Genomic DNA, 17,863 nt, shown 5'->3' with positions numbered 1-17,863 from the left:
GTAAACTGTACACGTTGGCCTTCAGCTAAAGTTTTGAAACCGTCGCCTGAAATTGCACTGAAATGTGCAAACACGTCTGCGCCAGATTCTTGCTCGATAAAGCCAAAACCTTTTGCTTCGTTAAAAAATTTTACTGTACCAGTTGTAGTATTAGACATAATAGTATCCTAAGAATTAATAAAAGTGTGCCTTAAAATAGGCAATTTAACAGGGAGAAAACAAGCATATAACTGAGGATAACGCGCAGGATTATTACTAATAACAACGTGGTACTTACAAATAAGCTGGGTTTTCAATCAACCCGATGCAGGCATGTTAGAGTAAGTTAAAACATGTAGCAAGCTTTATATAATTAAAAGTTATATAAAACGGCATGATTATTTTATATCCTTTTGTAAATTAAGGGTTTTATTTTTCACTTTGTTTTGTGTTTTTAATGCGTTTTGATTTTATAGTAGTTACATTCATAAATTTAGTCATTTAACTTTCATAAAAATTACCTTTATTAGTCATATCTATTTTTTATAGTGCAGCGGTTGATCTTTTTGTGGTCACACATTTTTTAAAAAATAATCACTAAATAATGGGAATTATGGATGAAAATTAAAAAAGTTGCTGCGGCAATAGCGCTAACATTTGCGTTTAACGCAGCTAGTTATGCCAATGTATTACCGCAAAGCCAAAAAGACAGCAGTTGGTATAGTGCTGCGCAAACAAAATTAACAACAAAAACTACCCAAGCGCAGAGTGTTAAAGCCACCAAAGCTAAAAACGTAATTTTATTTGTTGGTGATGGTATGGGGGTATCAACGCTAACCGCCGCACGTATTTTACAAGGACAACGCAATAACCAATCGGGGGAGGAGGGTTACTTAAGCTTTGAGGCATTTCCGTATTCCGCACAAGTTAAAACCTATAACGTAGATGCACAAACTCCCGATTCTGCGGGCACTATGACTGCGATGATCTCGGGTGTAAAAACCGATGTTGGCGTAATAGGTGTTGACGAAAATATAGAGCGTGGGATGTGTTCAACAGTTGCGGGCAACGAGTTACTAACAGCAACAGAGCTGGCAGAAATTAAAGGCCTAGCAACTGGGGTTATTTCAACAGCGCGAATTACCCATGCAACGCCTGCAGCAACGTATGCTAAATCGGCCGATCGTAACTGGGAAGATATTTCAGACATGCCAGAGGATGCAATTGCAGCTGGCTGTGAAGATATTGCCTCGCAACTAATTAACTTTGAAAAAAACCTAGAGGCGCGTTTTGTTGGTACTGATATAGATGGCCTTGATGTTGTTATGGGCGGCGGACGTCGGCACTTTTTACCCAAAAACGTAGCAGCTAATTCAACAGACGCAGTAAGCGCAATAGAAGGGGATCGTACCGATAATCGTAATTTGATTAGTGAATGGCAAGCGCAATACCCTACTGCAACGTATGTTATGGACCAAACCGGCTTTGATAATATTGCCGATGACGCTACTAAAGTATTTGGCTTATTTAACGAATCCCACATGCAATACGAAGCAGACCGCGCAAACGATATTGCTGGCGAGCCTTCACTTACCGATATGACTACTAAAGCAATTGAAGTGCTGGGCAAAAACGACAAAGGCTTTTTCTTAACCGTTGAATCGGGTCGTATTGATCACGCGCACCATGCGGGCAATGCCTATAATGCACTTAACGACACAATAGAGTTGGCCAAAGCGGTACAAGCTGCGGTTGATAACACCAATCCAGAAGAAACCCTCATTTTAGTCACTGCCGATCACAGTCATGTATTTACTATTGCGGGCTATCCCAAACGCGGCAACCCTATTTTAGGTCAAGTTGTGGCCGTGGGCGAAACAGCCCCCAGCCTAGCTGCCGATAACAAGCCCTATACCACAGTTGGTTACGCCAATGGTTTAGGGTTTAGAAACTTAGGTGATGAAACAGATGCCGATGCAAGCTATGCAAGTGCTGCTGTGGCAGGGCGCGTTGAGTTACAAGGGATTGATACAACAACCCCTGGTTTTCATCAAGAAACAACAGTGCCATTGGCCTCGGAAACACACGCAGGTGAAGACATTTCATTGCATGCAACAGGCCCCGGTGCTCAGCTTGCACAAGGCGTAATTGAGCAAAATGTAGTGTTTCATATAATTAATCAAGCTCTTGAACTAACTCAGCAATAATGGCGGCTAACATGAAAAAATTAACGGTACTTTCTTTAGCAGTAACTCTTGCACTAACGGGTTGCTCAAGTGACAGCGATAAAAACCAAAATAGTATATTAACTGCCAATAACGTAATTGCTGTCGGGTCTGAGCAATGTGTTAACGGCGGAGTAACAACACAAACAGGCGAAGATACCAACGGTAATGGAATATTAGAAAGCAGTGAGGCTACATCAAGTAACTTAGTATGTAATGCACCAGCTACGTCGCTTAGCAGCGAGCAGTTAGCATCGCTTACTAGTAATGCTTGGTTTAGTGATGCACAAACCAAGTTAGCAACCACAAAAACAGCAAATGCGAGCATAGTGACTGAGTCAGGCAAGGCTAAAAATGTTATTTTATTTGTTGGCGATGGTATGGGAATTTCGACAATAACTGCAGCGCGTATTTTAGCCGGGCAGTTAGAAGGTGAAATGGGTGAGGAGCATCAATTAAGCTTTGAAACTATGCCGTATTCAGGTTTTGTAAAAACCTATAACGTAGATGCACAAACGCCCGATTCGGCCGGCACTATGACCGCAATGGCCTCAGGGGTTAAAACCGATGTGGGTGTTATTGGTATTGATGAAGCGGTTGAGCGTGGTAATTGTGTGTCGGGCAAAGGACATGAGCTAGTTACCTCACTAGAGCTTGCTGAAATTGCGGGTAAAGCGACCGGTATTATTTCAACTGCCCGCATTACTCATGCAACACCTGCGGCTATGTACGCAAAATCGGCCGATCGTAACTGGGAAGATATTTCTGATATGCCCGCGAGCGAGTCAGCTAATTGTGAAGATATTGCATCGCAACTGGTTAACTTTGAGGCCAACCTAAAAGCGCGCTTTAATGGTGTTGATGTAGATGGCATTGATGTTGTTATGGGTGGCGGGCGTCGTCATTTTTTACCAAAAGATGCTGCGTTTAATTCAGCCGATGCAGTAAGTGCAGTTGAAGGGGATCGTACTGATAATCGTAATTTAATTAGTGAATGGAAAACGCAATATCCAAATGGTACTTACGTAATGGATCAAACCGGTTTTGATGCAATTAGCGATGATGCTACTAAAGTATTTGGGCTGTTTAACGAATCTCACATGCAGTACGAAGCAGACCGCGCAAATGATATTGCTGGCGAGCCTTCGCTTTCGCAAATGACCGAAAAAGCCATAAATGTACTGGGCAAAAACGACAAAGGGTTTTTCTTAACCGTTGAGTCGGGTCGTATTGATCACGCGCACCATGCGGGTAATGCATATAACGCTTTAAACGACACCATTGAATTGGCAAAAGCAGTTAAAGTTGCGGTTGATAACACCAATCCAGAGGAAACGCTTATTGTTGTAACAGCCGATCACAGCCATGTATTTACCATTGCGGGTTACCCTAAACGCGGTAATCCTATTTTAGGTAAAGTGGTGGGCGTAGGCGAAACAACGCCAAGTCTAGCGGCCGATGATATGCCATATACAACGCTAGGTTATACCAATGGTGGTGGTTTTAGAAACCTCGGTAGCGAAACAGATGCTGACGTAGGTTATAACTTTGCACCAGTAACAGGGCGGGTTGATTTAACCAATGTTGATACTACTACCCCTGGTTTTCATCAAGAAGCGCTGGTACCAATGAGCTCAGAAACACACGCAGGTGAAGATGTTGGCGTATATGCTATAGGCCCTGGTGCGCACTTAGTGACAGGCACTAATGAGCAAAGCTTTTTATTTCATGTAATGGACTTTGCCGCAGATTTAGTTAAAACAGCAAACGACAAAGTGGCGCAGTAGTAAGTTTATAATTTGTGTGTGCAAAACAACTCGTACTCTGTGCGGGTTGTTTTTATATTATATTTTGTCATAAAACAGCCATTATTTTTAGCTATGTTAAAAGCATAAATTAGAGCATTTAAAAAGAGTACCCAATGAAAAAAGCATTATTAATGATGACCGTATTATTCAGTAGCAGCGCTTTTTCCCAGCAATGCAATGTTAACCCAGCGCTATTAAAAGCAACTTACACTGTAACCAACAATAAAAATAACGAGCCAACAACTCAAGCGCTAACCCTGTGGCGAAACCAGCAACAAGTAGCGCATCAAAACGAAATAACGACCGAACTGTGGCAGCATTTAACTAATAAGCAAATACGGCCAATTCGTTACTTTAATGCTCAGCAGCGGGGTATTGAATACCAACCGTCAGAAGTACGTGGAGTACAAAACTGGAGTGCAAAAAACCAGCTGGTGGATGCGCATTTAATAGCAAAAATGACGTTAGTAAATACTCAGGGTACAGGTTGTGATGAAGTAAAAAACTATGTGTTAAACGAAGCTGAAACTGAGTATAAGCTGGCTTTATTTACACAGTCAAAGTTGGTTAAAACATTTAGTGTCAGCAGTAAAAAAGGCCAAGTAAGCACCTTACTCAGCCTTAATAATGTAAGTAGTAACGAGCAAGCGATAGTTGCTCAGTTTGCTAAATGGGATAACTTTCAAACTACTGACTATGCCGATATAGGCGACAACGAAAACGATCCCTTTTTAGCTAAAATGATTAACCTTGGTTTTATTGAGCATAGCGCCACTGGCTTTTATAACCAGCAGGGGCAAGCTATCCAAGGTGAGCATTATCATTAGATTTTTTGGGCTTGGCAGCGTCCTCTGTTAAGCCCGCAATATAGTCGTTGTCGTCGCAGGTATTTAAATCTTCTTGTGCTTGTTTGTCTTGTTGTAGCACTTGTTTTAAATCTTCCATACGCTGGCGTACAGCTACACCGTAGCTAATATCGTCGCCCCATAATTTTGCTAACTGTAATACACTGGCGCGGTCGTGATCTCTAAATAGCTTACCAGCTCGCTCGGCATCGGGTTTATTGTTACCTAATAACTCGAGCGCTTTAACTGCAAGGCTGATGGCAGAATCAACAGTTTCACGATTAAAGGCATCTACTTTTAAACTAAGTAATTGATAAGCGTGACGACGGTCGATAGCACGTGCAACAATTTTTAACTGCGGGTAGTTTTTTTGCGCAAGCTTAATAATTTCTAATGTTTTATCGGGGTTATCTATAGCCACTACCAGCATTTGTGCTGTTTTTGCACCTGCGGCTTCAAGTAGCTCCTGACGCCCAGCATCACCATAAAATACCGTTTTACCAAAGCGGCGTAATAATTCAATTTGCGTAGGGCTATGATCAAGTACTGTTATTTCGTAACCCTGGGCATGCAGTAAACGCCCCATTACTTGGCCAAAGCGACCGTAGCCCGCAATAATGACATGTTTAGCGCTGCTAATATGCTCGGGTTTATCAAATTCAGGCTTTACGCTGCTATCGCGTTTTTGCAGTTGCTCGTAAAACATTAATAATAAAGGGGCTATTAACATAGAAATAGCCACCACTAAGGTTGTTAATGCGGTTTGTTCGGGCGTTAAAATGCTTAGCGTACTAGTTACACTTAATAATACAAAAGCAAATTCGCCTCCTTGTGCCAAAGCCAGTGTAAATAATAGTTGCTGCTTTTTATTTATTTTAAAGGTAAAAGCCAGCGCAAATAAAATACAGGCTTTAATTACTATCAATAAAACAACTAAGCTAATCACAGTGCTAAATTGATTAAAAAACAGTTCAAAGTTAATCGACGCGCCCACAGTAATAAAAAATAGCCCTAATAGCAGACCTTTAAAAGGCTCTATGTCGGCCTCTAACTCGTGCCTAAATTCACTTTCGGCAAGTACTACGCCAGCTAAAAAGGTACCCAGCGCAGGTGATAAGCCAATACTTTGCATAACTAATGCAATAGCAACCACTAAAAAAAGCGCAAAAATGGTAAATATTTCACGTATATGTGTTTGCGCTATATATCTAAAAATGGGGGCCGATATATATTTACCGCAAACAATAATGGCGGCAATAACAGCAATCGATGCACCTACTTGTTGCCAAACCGGCCAGTTGGCAATAATTGAATCACTAATCTCGGCGTTGCCACTCAGTGGTGCAAATGCGAGTAAGGGTAATAACGCTAAAATAGGAATAATAGCGATATCTTGAAATAGCAGTACAGAAAAAGCATTTTGCCCAGCTTCTTGTTTTAGCCAGCCTTTTTCTTCTAGGCTTTGCAGTACAATAGCGGTAGAGGAAAGCGCCAGCATTAAACCAATGGCAAGGGCTGTTTGCCAATGCATGGCAAACAGCCAATAACAAGATGCAAAAATAGCGGCTGCGGTTAACACTACTTGTAAACCACCTAACCCTAAAATTGAGTGGCGTAATGTCCATAAACGTGAAGGTTGCAGCTCTAAACCAACTAAAAATAGCATCATTACTACGCCAAATTCGGCAAAGTGCATTACATCGGTTTGATCGCCAACCATAGCTAAGGCATAAGGGCCAATAAGTATGCCTGCGATTAAATAACCCAGCACCGATCCGAGTCCTACTCGTTTGGCAATAGGCACAGCTACAATTGCTGCCGCTAAGTAAATTAAAGCTATTTCTAACACGTGTTTTTCCTAGGTGAGTTTTTAAACCCAAGTGGTTTGCGTATAAATAGAATGACTGACACGCTTATAAAATACAATAATTTAAGTGGCTAAAAATGCTGTTTTTTTTAAAATTTTACAGCCTTCAAAGTATTATTAACGCTGACATACCCTAGCTCTGCTTTAATCATAATGAGATTTTTTTTCAGGATTAACGCGAATGTTACTTATATCAATCGTTAAGCAGCAAAAAAAGGATGCGTAATGCATCCTTTATAACTTTCAACTTTTAGCTAGCACTTTTATTAAAAGCGGTAAGTAATATTACCGTATAAAAAGCGGCCATCTAAACTGTATGGCACGTAGGGGGTGTACGGGAATATTTGACCAAAGTTAGAGTAACCAATGTTATCTACAGTTGCTTGCGGGTACTGATCAAACAGGTTGTTAGCGCCTACGGCAAATTTCCATTCATCGTTAGGGCTATAAGCCACTTCAAGATCGGTTATCCATTTTGCATCTAGGTATTCATCTCGGTCGCTGCTTGTAGAAATATCAGCAACTTCGCCATAGCGCGTGGCACGCAGTGTAGTTTGCCATTCGTTAAAGCTCCAAACAGCCGATAAGTTTAGTTTGCTATCTGGTGTGCCTTCTTCAAAACGGCCCACTTCACGCCGAGCAAATACAACATAGTCATCACCTAACGAATTGAGTTCTTCAGGGTTGTCGTCTATATGGGTGACTTTAGTGTCGTTAAAGTTAACCGCTGCGTTTAAGCGTACGTCGCCTAGGTTATCTAGTTCCAGTAAATAAGTTGCAACTATGTCTACACCTTGCGTACGTGAGTCTATTGCATTGGTAAAGTAGCGTACGCTTTCGGTGTTTAGCTCACCAGCGTTTGCTAAAATTTGCGCAACTGCTGCACCGGCTAGGTTTTCAGAGAGTACAATCCGGTCATCAATATCAATACGATATGCATCAACCGTTAGGCTAAAATTACCTTGAGTGTAGACAAAGCCAGCGGTTAAGTTTACAGAGTCTTCAGCGTCTAGTTTTTTAGCGCCTAATGCTTGTGCTGCTGGAGAGTCACTTGGAAATAAACCTACTTCAAACGCTTGGTTGTTTTCAAGTATGGTTGATATTTGACGATACGAGCTTTGTGCTAGCGATGGCGCGCGAAAGCCGGTACTTGCTGCACCACGTAACGATAAGTTATCAGTAATACTGTAACGCGTTGCTATTTTTGAGGTGAATGTGTCGCCAAAGTCGCTGTAATCTTCATAACGGCTGGCTAAAACCACATTCCACTTTTCTGTTAGGTAGGTATCAAATTCAACAAAAAGTGCTACGTTGTGGCGGCTTTCGTCGGTAACACTTTGCGGACCAAAACCAGATAGTACCTGTGCACCACCTGCTGCAATTGGGTTGCCGTTACTATCAAGCGCGGTAATATAAGAAGCTTCTTCGCCTTGTTCTATTTTGTAGCTTTCGTGGCGGTATTCAGCACCTATAGTAAAAAATACGTCATCTGGTAAACCTAAATCAAATGCTGTGCTGGCATCTCCATTAACAATAAATTGGTCATAAACCAATGCGCCGTTATCAAATTCGGTTTGGCTGGTGGCACCTAAAGATGTATTTAAGCTATTTACTACGCCTAATGCAAAGTCGTTGCGGCCGTAGTTGGTACTTACATCCCATGTCCAGTCGCCTGTTTCACCTTGTAAACCAAGAGCGAGAGAGTAATCTTCTACGTCGGTTTCAATTTGTGGCAAAAAGCCATTAGGGTAAACGTCTAAAATGTTATTTTTATCTACAGCTCGGCGATAAAACCCGCCTGAGTTGCCTTCACGCTTAGAGTAGCTACCAAAAGAGTATAAGTTTAAGCCGTTATCAAAGTCGTAGCCCATGTTGTAAAACAGTGCATAGTCTTCAAGCTCTGCTTTACCAAAGCGGTGATTGTAACGATCGATAGTGAACTCGCGTGGATCTAGGCTACCATCATCAAGGCGGCTATATTGCTCCCGAGGGTCAAAACCAGAGCGCTGGGTAGAGTCGTTATCACGATATTCAATAGACACGTTTACAAAACCGTTATCGGCTAACGAAAAACCAGAATTAGCGCTAATAGTACGCGTTGCGCCATCGCTCATTTCACGATCGTCGCCAGTATTAAATGCTAAGTTGCCGTTTGCATCTGCGTACACGCTTTCAAGCTGAGGTACTCCAGCCATTTGAGTATCATATTGTCCGTAAGTTACGCTTACACTGCCGCCCTGCGCTGCATCTTTAAGAATTATATTAATAACCCCTGCAATAGCATCTGAGCCATATTGCGCTGCGGCACCGTCGCGTAATACTTCTACGCGCTTAATTGCCGATGTTGGGATCATATTTAAATCAACAGCTGTTGAACCACGCCCAACTACGCCAGCTAAGTTTAATAGCGCACCTGAATGACGACGCTTACCATTAATAAGCACTAGGGTGTGATCGGGGGCTAAACCACGCAAAACTGCAGGTTTAGCATGGTCTGTACCATCGCCCATTGTTGCGCTTGGGTAGTTAAAGCTTGGCACTTGGTTTGCAAGTACTTGGCTGATTTCAAGCTGGCCTGTACTGGCCATATCGCGACTGGTAATAATATCAACAGGTACTGAACTTTCAGCAATACTGCGTAAGCTGCGACGAGTACCCGTTACCGAAATTACTTCGATATTTTCTTGTGCTTGACTATCTGGCTCTGCGGCTACAGCTACTGAATAAGGCGTGCTCAATGCAGTAGTAACGGCCAAGCTAAGTGCTAATTTTTTCGCTGAAAAGCGCTGTATGGTCATGTGATCCCCCAAGGGCTGCTATTGTTGAGTCTAAAAGCGCCGCATCTTAAAGAAGCTAATAGGATAGTGCAAAGATCAAAACAAACTAAGTTATGCAAATAGCTAAGGCTGGTGTTGACTTTGCGCTGAACGTACTAATTTAAATAGGTGTGCTTGTGTTGAGTAGTTGCAACCACAGGGTGAATTGAGGTGTTTTTTAATACAATTAATTTAGTAAATGTAAATAAAAAAGGCCAAGTAAATTACTTGGCCTCTTTATTGTTTTTAATGTTTTAATGTTTTAATTCAAGAGTTAAGTATTACTCTGGCGCAACGTCTAATGTAGTAAATAACGAGTAACGCACGTTATCTATGCCTTTTTCAGACGACTCTTCGCTCACGCTTGCTTCAATTAAGTATAAACCCGGGTGCTGCCACGTTGTGCTAAAAAAGCCGTTTTTGTCAGTGGTTACTTTAACTTCGCCACGTTCGTTACGGTAGCGTGTATCACCTTTTAATATTGCCAGCTCAACGTTTGCTGCCGGCTTACCAGCTTTGAGCAACTGAAAACGCGCTTGTTCACCAACAAATAAATCGTTAGGGTGAGTTGGGCCGCTAATCTCTAAACCTTTACCGAGTAGTGCAGGCTTAGATGTGCCGTTACGACTTACAAACGTATCAACGGTAGAAAATGCTTTGGTTGTTTTAATATCTGTAGCGTCTGCTGGAATATCTTTACTGTTTTTGCCACCAAAAACACGACGACGCTCACCTTTTGCATCTTTATAAAAGGTCATTAAACGTGGTTCACGTTTCATTGCAATATGGTAAGTCCCTTCGTTGGTTAATTTAACTGCCGCAGAGTTTTTACGCTGTAAAAAGTAAGCGCGAATATTATCGCTAATAGGTTTGCCGTCAGGGCCGATAGCCATCAGTAAATTGTCGTCGTATTGTGCGTCTTTCTCAGTTGGGCGGTATGCTTTGTCGGGAGCAAAAATTTCATTAGAAATACTCGCGTCAATCATTACATAATGCGCTTTATCGCCAGATAAAGAAGTATGCGATGGCACTAACCATTGTGCATGGGCGTTAGCATAGCTTGATGCAAGTGCAGTGACTGTAAGTGCGCCAATTAATGCACTTTTAAGTAAATTGATTTTCATAATCGTTCCTTTTTAAATGGTTTTAGCGGATGCTTTATTTGCTGCTATGTATTACTTGGCAATAATAGTGACGAAGCTTTGTGAAAATTCATTGGTACCATCAATCGTGATTTTACCCTCTTGTGTTAGGTCTATTTCGACACGGCTGTAATCTCGGCCGCCTTCTTCGCGTACCACTTCAATATTAAGTAAGTATTTACCCGGTTTTACTGGGTTACCGTCTAAATCATTGCCCTGCCAATTAATGGTGTAAGATCCAGCTCGTTTGGTTGCGCCGCTTATGCCGTCGAAGTTAAGGTTACTCTTACCGGCTTTACGCCACCATTGGCGTAAGTCTTTAAACCATTCGGCTTTTTGTACCCAAAGTGCCAGCGTAGTAACGTGTTTGCGCTCGCTTGTTTCTAGCCAAACTGCAACATAAGGGCGGTGATACGGTTGTACGTCTAATTCGGGTAGGTTTAATTCAATTTCTAATTGTGCAGTTTGTGCATGCGCAGTCGCTTGAAAAAACGTCGCAACTAGCAGTAATGCTGCGCTTATAAACACTTTAAATTTAATCATTAATACACTCCTTTTAATTGTGGAACCCAACATAAATAAATAACGACAGGCGTTGCTATGCCTAACACCGTTATCCATATTCCTGCTAAGCGTTTTTTTCTGTTTTGAAATAAAATAATCATGCCGGTAATGGCAAATAAGATCATTAATACAGCTGAGATATCTATTACCCAACTCCATGCTTCGCCACTATGTCGGCCTTTATGTAGATCGCCAATTAGGCTTAAAAAACCACCTGTTTGGTAATCAAGGTTTAGTGTGCCACTTATAAAGTCGAGCTCGGCGTAGGCAAACCCCGCGGGTAATGGGTAGTCGAGCATTACCAGTGCGTCCTCTTTTTCCCATTCAATGCTTTTTACGTTAGTGAGCGCATATTGCTTGGCTAAGTAAGCTTCTATTTCGGGGTAGAGTGTAGGTAAGGTACTTAACTGCGCATTTGCTTTGGCAGCCAATGCACTTGGAATTGGAGTTGATATTTGGCCATTACTTTTATCATTTTTAAGCCAGTCAACATGGTTAAGTACTATGCCGCTAACACAAAATAAAATAAGCAAAAAAAATAGCGCTGTAGAAATATAAATGTGTAAAGCCCGGCTGGTGCTATATAAAGCTCGTTTGTTAATAAACGCCATAATAACTGTAAACTAATTAATATTTACCACATGATAATGATTTGTATTAGCTATTACAAATATACTTACTAAACTTTACATTAAGTTTTTATAAACAGCGGGTATTTACGTTGTTAAAGCGGGATATTCAACTTTTTGGTATGGAAGAGGGTCTTAAAATTAAATAAATCATTACAGCCACTTCAATTATGGCAACTAAAAAAATAACCCAAACAGCAGGAGATGAAGCCAGTAAAAATATAAAACCAACCAGCATGCCCAAAGCGGCGCAATATTTGGCTTTAACAGGCACTACTTTATGTGCTTGCCACTGGTGCAGGGTAGTGCCGTATCGTGGATGATTTAAAAGCCAATGCTCAAGTGCAGGCGATGAGCGAGTAAAACAGGCCAGAGCTAAAATAAAAAAGATGGTGGTGGGCATAACCGGCAGTACTATACCTATAATTCCAAGTACAACTAGCATTAAGCCAAGTACTTTAAACCATACCTTTTTGTAATATATATAGGTTGTTTTTATATTCACTTAGGTTAGTTTTATTAAATTATAGTTAGTTTGATTATAGAGTAATTAATGCCGTAATTTAAGCGCAATTGCAGTTACTTAATACGTGGACATAAAGGAATAAGTAAAATTAGCGCAGCAAAAAGGGCAAACAAAGTTGCCCTTTATAAGTAACTAATTAACTAGCTAATTAACTTACTTGGCTTAAAAGTAATAACCAAGGTTAATATTAAAGCGGCTTTCTGTTTCGCCGTTACCCGCGATAGAACCGCCTACAAATGGCTGATTACGCGCATGTACATAATCGATGTAAGTAAATAGTCCACCGGCGGCAACCGATACACCCGTTACGTTCATCCAGGTATTTGCGCTGTTGTCTGATTTATTGTAAATAATACCGTAGTCGTTATAAAACTGTAGGTTGCTTACCGGTCCCCACTGTACTGGTACGCTATATGCTACGTTAAAGGTGCTGGTCGTAGCATCGGCGGCAATTGAATCATAAAACCCGTATGCGCCTACAGCCATGCGATCTATATTATCAACATTGTAGTTATACTCACCGTGTTGTAGTTGAATATTCCAGTTATTAATATGGCTATTTAAGTGCAGTGCCCAAGCATTGTAATCACCCGCACGATCGGTCCCATCATGTAAGCCACCCGCAAGTGCTGAAATACCTACTTCAGTGGTTATGCCTTCGCCGTGTTCAAAATGGTATGCATAACGACCTGTAAAGGTATTGTATTCGCCAAGCTGTTTTGCAGGCTCTGCGTAAATACCTTCACCGGCACTGCGGCTTCCAACAATATCGTACGAATAACGATGGCTACGATCTTCTACATAACCGTCAACACCACCAAGTTCATCATTTTTGAAAAAGCCAAGGTCTAGTTGCCAGTTATCGCTAACTTTACGTTTAAACATAATACCTAGATCGTGATCATCCTCTAGGCCAATATAATAGTTAGTACTAAAAAAGTAATTATGTGAGTTATACGGGTCGTTACCAAATGGTACTTTAGTAATACCTGCTTGTACTTGCCACTCATCATTAAGTTGATAACCAGCCCACGCCGACTTTATAACGGTCATGTAATCAAAAAAGCGAATTTCACCGCCTAAAAGTACACCACCAACTTCACCTGAGAGGTTTAAACGAAAAATATCAAAATCAAAGTCACCAAGGCGGTCTTCATTACCTTCACTATACGAGGTAACACTGTAGTTAGTACGAATAGCACCACCTACGGTTATACCAGCAGATTCTTTCTCTTCAGCTTTAGTGGCAGCAACCACAGTTGTTTGTTCCGCTTTTTTACTTATTTGAGCAACTTGTTGTTCGTGTTGCTCATTAATTTTCTGTTGTTTGGTTTTTTCAGCTGCTAATTGCTGCTCTAGCATCTGCATTTGCTGTTTAAGTTGCTTAAGCTGAGTTTGAAGCGTGTCTAGATCTGCGGCGAATACATTGCTCGACGCACCAGCTAGCATGAGGGCAAGTGTTAATTTCGAAAGTTTAGTCATAAATTGCTGCTCAGATTTTGATTGAAAATTTAAGATGTAAAAGCACATCCTGTGTAAATTTATTATTTAGGAGCTTGAGTAAGCGCACCCACTTCTAACAGAGGCGATGCATCAAGTTTATCTGCATCCATCATTGCGGCAATGCGCTGCATTGACGACAGTAATAGGCTCTGCTCCCACTCTGCAAGTGCCGAAAACTTAGCAATAAAATGCTCTTGTAGTGGTTGCGGTGCTTTATCAAGTAACTCCTTTCCTTTATCGGTGAGGTATAAACTCACTCGACGCTTATCCATTTGGCTACGTACCCGAGTTACTAAGTCTCTACCTTCTATCCTATCAAGAATATTAGTAACGGTTGCCGGGCTTAAATTTACATTTTGAGCTATACGGCTTGCTGTTATCCCATCTGTATGGGAAACCTCTTGCATTATAAGCAGTTGTGGCCCAGTTAAGCCTGAAGTTTTATTCAGTTGCTTAGAGTGTAAATCGATCGCACGAATCACTTTACGTAAAGAAACCAATAACTCGTTATGTTTTTGCATTTAGCTAATCTCGTTAAAAGGGCGCAATGGTTTGCCATAATCGCGAAATGTTACACATCAAGTAAATTGAATTCAAATGATATATTGCATTTTAGCTTGCTTTTTGTGGTTTTTATTAGTTTGAGCAGTAATTAAAATTTGTGTTTTTTAATTTTTAATCTATGTCTGTAGTGTTTTATTCGCCAATGGCTGTAGTATACCTTTAAGCCTATAGAGTATAGATAATGAGTTTTTTTTATCAATTTATAAGTATTGCTAATTTACTGAGGGTGACATTTATAAATAAGTATTAGTACAAAGTAATTATTTATAAATACCTCGCAGGTATTACCGAATGAAAATAAAGCGATCGATATTTAAATTATTTCGCTTATTATGTAGATGATTTATAAGCTTACTTGACTATTTAGGTGCACATTTAACACTACGTGCCAGCATTATAGGAAATAATATGAAGTTATCACCTTCCGTTAGTATTTGTCATACTGATACCGGTTTAGAATTTATTAATATAAATAGCAGCCATTGCGATGCAAAAATATTTTTGCAAGGCGGGCAAATTACCGAGTTTACCCCAAAAGGTAAGCAGCCATTGTTATGGGTATCTCAAGAAGAAACATTCCAAGAAAATGCCAGTATTCGCGGCGGTATCCCAATTTGTTGGCCTTGGTTTGGAGCACACGATAACAGCGATTTTCCGGCGCATGGTTTTGCTCGAACGAGTTTGTGGCAGGCCGATGAAGTGCATGAAACCGAATACGAAGTTATTGTTAGCCTCAAATTACCCATGAAACTAGTTAATCTTGATTATTGGCCGCATCAATCAAGCTTACGAGTTGAGTTTGTACTAAACGAGCAGTTACAAGTGCGCTTAACAACCACAAATTTAAGCAATACACCGTTTAGCTTTTCGCAAGCGCTGCATACTTATTTTCCAACATCAGATATTAACAATACCAGCGTTGATGGTTTGCAAGGTGCGCAATATACTGAATTTGGCGAAGCTCCAGTAATGCAAAGTGATGTGGTTAGTTTTGCCCGCGAAACCGACATGGTTTATACCCAAGCAGCGCCAGTGCAAACCATTAATACTCCCGAGGGTATAATTAGTGTGGGCCGAGAAAATTCCAGCTCTTGCGTATTGTGGAATCCATGGATAGAAAAATCAAAGCGTTTATCTAACTTTGCTAATACTGAATATAACAACATGCTTTGCCTTGAAGCAGCCAACGTATTAAATGATGCCGTTACGCTCGCGCCAAAACAAAGCCATACCTTAATTACCATCATTAAATGGCTGAGTTGAGCCTTGTATTTATATAAGTAATAGTGAGTTTAAACAATAATATGGTGTTTAATAATCAACAAATAACCAACTTACCACAACATAGTAATATTGAGTTTAAGCCATTGGCGGCTAACGCTTTGCTGCATGTGCAACTTAATTGGCTGGCGTTTTATATTCCTTTAATAACCGGCTTAGTGGTGGCGTGTTACTTAAATGCTGCTTTTGCTAATCTAGCGCAAACGTATTTGTTGATTGGCATGCCAATAATTATCATATTATCAATGTTTTATAATGTAGTGAGTATAAAGCTGCAAGGGGCAGCAATGCGCACCCACGATATCGCGTTTAAAAAGGGAATTATTTGGCAGCAAATAGTTATTTTGCCGCTAGCGCGAGTACAGCATATTGAGGTGCACCGCGGGCCAATTGAGCGCAAACTCGGCTTAGCGAGTTTAAAGCTATACAGCGCTGGTGGCATGAGCGCCGACCTGCAAATTAGCGGCTTAACTCACGACGATTGTAAAAATATGCGCCAGTTTGTACAAAACTACCGCAACGACGATAACATCGCACAAGCAACCCCTGCAGATGAGTAACGCTGGTAGCGCAAGTAGTTTACATTGGCAAGCTGTATCGCCTTGGGCGTTAGTGTATTTTGTTGTCCATTTTATGGTGCGAGTTATAAGAGATGGCATATTTAATTTGCTACCTATTACGATTGTGTTTGTAACTCAAGTTGAAAACAAACTATTTTGGGGACAAATTGCCGGAGCCGTCGCGCTTGTTGCTTTGCTTATTTACTCTTTTTTATATTATAAAAGCTTTCGTTTTTGTATTTCTGAAGAACACGAAATTTTACTCAAAAAAGGCGTATTTAAAAAAGAGCGTTTAACCCTTAAATTTGCTCGCGTACAAAACGTAAATATTGCTGAGCCGTTTTATTTTACCCCTATTAACTTAGTAAATTGTATTTTTGATGCCGCAGGTAGCGTAGCGCAAGAAGTGGTACTGCCGGGAATAACCAAAGAACACGCACAACAAATGCGTAAACAAATTTTTGCTTACAAAGCCCAGCAACAAGATACTGTAACTGACAATGTAGATCACCAAGTAACAGCACAAAGCAGTCTATTTATTAGCAATAAAGAAATTGCTAAGTTTGGTTTAATATCAAATATGGCTATTTTAGCCTTTGCAGCTATTGCGCCATTTATAAATGTTGTTATCGATTTTTTAGAGCAAAAGCTGATTGCTAAAATGGAGGGCTTTTACCAGCAAGAGCTAGGTATAGTGGCCAATGCTGCCATGTTTGCGGTGATCACCTTAATTGTTTTGTTGGTTATTATTGCGGTGTTGTTGTCGGTTGGCATGTCGTTGATTCGGTTTTATAACTACGAGCTGTATTTTAAAGGACAAAAGTTTAAACGCATTGCTGGCTTATTAGAGCGCCATCAGTTATCTATGAGCTTAGATAAGGTGCAATCAATTGTTATAAAACAAAACTTAGTTGCCCGACTATTAAAACGCTTTACCGTTGAATGCTTGCAAGCGAGCAGTGGTGGTATGGTAGCAGGCGTTGCTGCTAAAAATAATAAACAAACCTTGCTCTTACCGGTATTAAACGCGGCACAAGTAAACAGTGTTTGCCAATGGATTTATCCTTGGTTTAATAGCAAAAACCTCGCATTTACAGGCGCAGAGCGCGCACTACTATATAAAAACTTAGTTTTTTATGCGCTTTTACCGAGCATATTAGTATTTGTTTTTTGCTTAGTAGCTGAGTTTAATATGTGGCTTAGTTTAGGTGTATTTGTTGCATTTTCTGGTTTAGTTACCTTGTCGTATCAGCGTTATGGCTATTACTTACATGAAGATAATGGCCGGTATTATATGGTGGTGCGCAAAGGCTTGATTGGCGTACATTATCGGGTGTTTGAACTGTATAAAACACAAAGTGCCCGTAGTATAAGTACCTACTTAATGCGTCGCTCAGGGTTAAAAAGTGTGTATATACAACTCGCCTCAGGTTACGCTTTTATGCCCTATATAAAGCAGCAAGATGCTGACTTTATAATTGATTTTACACTTATGCAGGTTGAATCTGATCCCCGTAGCTGGATGTAGCTCTACTAAAAGCATGAGTAGTTTAT

At 40.6% G+C, this 17,863-nt stretch carries 15 protein-coding genes; 6 read left to right on the top strand and 9 right to left on the bottom strand.

Translation table 11 applies throughout. The features are described 5' to 3' along the window. On the bottom strand, positions 1–158 hold a 158-nt coding region (locus H5058_RS13580; protein WP_182678609.1), incomplete at its 3' end, for a cold-shock protein. 438 nt (positions 159–596) lie between these two features. Here H5058_RS13580 and H5058_RS13575 point away from each other — a divergent pair. The 3 genes from H5058_RS13575 (at position 597) to H5058_RS13565 (ending at position 4,839) form a co-directional block, all read left to right on the top strand. Beyond that, on the top strand, positions 597–2,186 hold the full coding sequence (locus H5058_RS13575) for an alkaline phosphatase (RefSeq protein ID WP_011329602.1): 1,590 nt from the start codon (positions 597–599) through the stop codon (positions 2,184–2,186). An 11-nt stretch (positions 2,187–2,197) separates the two neighbouring features. Next, positions 2,198–3,991 (top strand): alkaline phosphatase, encoded by a 1,794-nt coding sequence (locus H5058_RS13570; RefSeq protein ID WP_182678593.1) that lies wholly within the window; start codon positions 2,198–2,200, stop codon positions 3,989–3,991. Between the two features lie 134 nt (positions 3,992–4,125). Further along, complete coding sequence (locus H5058_RS13565) at positions 4,126–4,839, top strand: hypothetical protein (protein WP_011329600.1); 714 nt, start codon at positions 4,126–4,128, stop codon at positions 4,837–4,839. Here the strand turns inward: H5058_RS13565 and H5058_RS13560 are convergent. The 8 genes from H5058_RS13560 to H5058_RS13525 all read right to left on the bottom strand — a co-directional run bounded on the left by H5058_RS13560 (position 4,814) and on the right by H5058_RS13525 (position 14,425). After that, complete coding sequence (locus tag H5058_RS13560) at positions 4,814–6,706, bottom strand: monovalent cation:proton antiporter-2 (CPA2) family protein (protein ID WP_182678591.1); 1,893 nt, start codon at positions 6,704–6,706, stop codon at positions 4,814–4,816. The genes H5058_RS13565 and H5058_RS13560 overlap by 26 nt on opposite strands. A gap of 284 nt (positions 6,707–6,990) precedes the next feature. Beyond that, the gene (locus H5058_RS13555; protein ID WP_182678589.1) at positions 6,991–9,522 is read right to left on the bottom strand and encodes a TonB-dependent siderophore receptor; all 2,532 of its coding nucleotides are present in this window, start codon (positions 9,520–9,522) and stop codon (positions 6,991–6,993) included. 299 nt (positions 9,523–9,821) lie between these two features. After that, positions 9,822–10,664 carry a DUF4198 domain-containing protein gene (locus H5058_RS13550; RefSeq protein ID WP_011329597.1) on the bottom strand — a complete coding sequence of 281 codons (843 nt, stop codon included), beginning with the start codon at positions 10,662–10,664 and terminating at the stop codon, positions 9,822–9,824. 51 nt (positions 10,665–10,715) lie between these two features. After that, a complete protein-coding gene (locus H5058_RS13545) occupies positions 10,716–11,225 on the bottom strand; it encodes a DUF2271 domain-containing protein (RefSeq protein ID WP_089368903.1) in 510 nt (169 codons plus the stop codon). Then, entirely contained in the window at positions 11,225–11,857 is a 633-nt protein-coding gene (locus H5058_RS13540) for a PepSY-associated TM helix domain-containing protein (RefSeq protein WP_182678587.1), read from the bottom strand. The genes H5058_RS13545 and H5058_RS13540 overlap by 1 nt, the downstream gene beginning before the upstream one ends. 127 nt (positions 11,858–11,984) lie before the next feature. Then, a complete protein-coding gene (locus H5058_RS13535; protein ID WP_041454623.1) occupies positions 11,985–12,380 on the bottom strand; it encodes a YbaN family protein in 396 nt (131 codons plus the stop codon). A gap of 183 nt (positions 12,381–12,563) precedes the next feature. After that, positions 12,564–13,883 carry a porin gene (locus H5058_RS13530; protein ID WP_182678585.1) on the bottom strand — a complete coding sequence of 440 codons (1,320 nt, stop codon included), beginning with the start codon at positions 13,881–13,883 and terminating at the stop codon, positions 12,564–12,566. Positions 13,884–13,945: 62 nt separating this feature from the next. Next, the gene (locus tag H5058_RS13525; protein ID WP_011329592.1) at positions 13,946–14,425 is read right to left on the bottom strand and encodes a MarR family winged helix-turn-helix transcriptional regulator; all 480 of its coding nucleotides are present in this window, start codon (positions 14,423–14,425) and stop codon (positions 13,946–13,948) included. Positions 14,426–14,876: 451 nt separating this feature from the next. On the opposite strand from H5058_RS13525, the gene H5058_RS13520 reads away from it, so the two are divergent. From H5058_RS13520 to H5058_RS13510, 3 genes are read left to right on the top strand one after another with little or no spacing between them, the layout of a single operon-like run. Continuing rightward, the gene (locus H5058_RS13520; protein WP_011329591.1) at positions 14,877–15,731 is read left to right on the top strand and encodes a D-hexose-6-phosphate mutarotase; all 855 of its coding nucleotides are present in this window, start codon (positions 14,877–14,879) and stop codon (positions 15,729–15,731) included. Between the two features lie 44 nt (positions 15,732–15,775). Further along, complete coding sequence (locus H5058_RS13515; protein WP_182678607.1) at positions 15,776–16,309, top strand: PH domain-containing protein; 534 nt, start codon at positions 15,776–15,778, stop codon at positions 16,307–16,309. After that, entirely contained in the window at positions 16,302–17,837 is a 1,536-nt protein-coding gene (locus H5058_RS13510; protein ID WP_182678583.1) for a PH domain-containing protein, read from the top strand. Before H5058_RS13515 ends, H5058_RS13510 begins: the two co-directional genes overlap by 8 nt. The last annotated feature ends 26 nt before the right edge of the window (positions 17,838–17,863 follow it).

The sequence above is a fragment of the Pseudoalteromonas sp. SR45-4 genome (genome assembly GCF_014163535.1).
GTDB classification, from domain to species: Bacteria; Pseudomonadota; Gammaproteobacteria; order Enterobacterales; family Alteromonadaceae; genus Pseudoalteromonas; species Pseudoalteromonas nigrifaciens.
The sequence above is the reverse complement of the archived record's forward strand: the minus strand, read 5'-3'. Positions and strand labels throughout refer to the sequence as shown.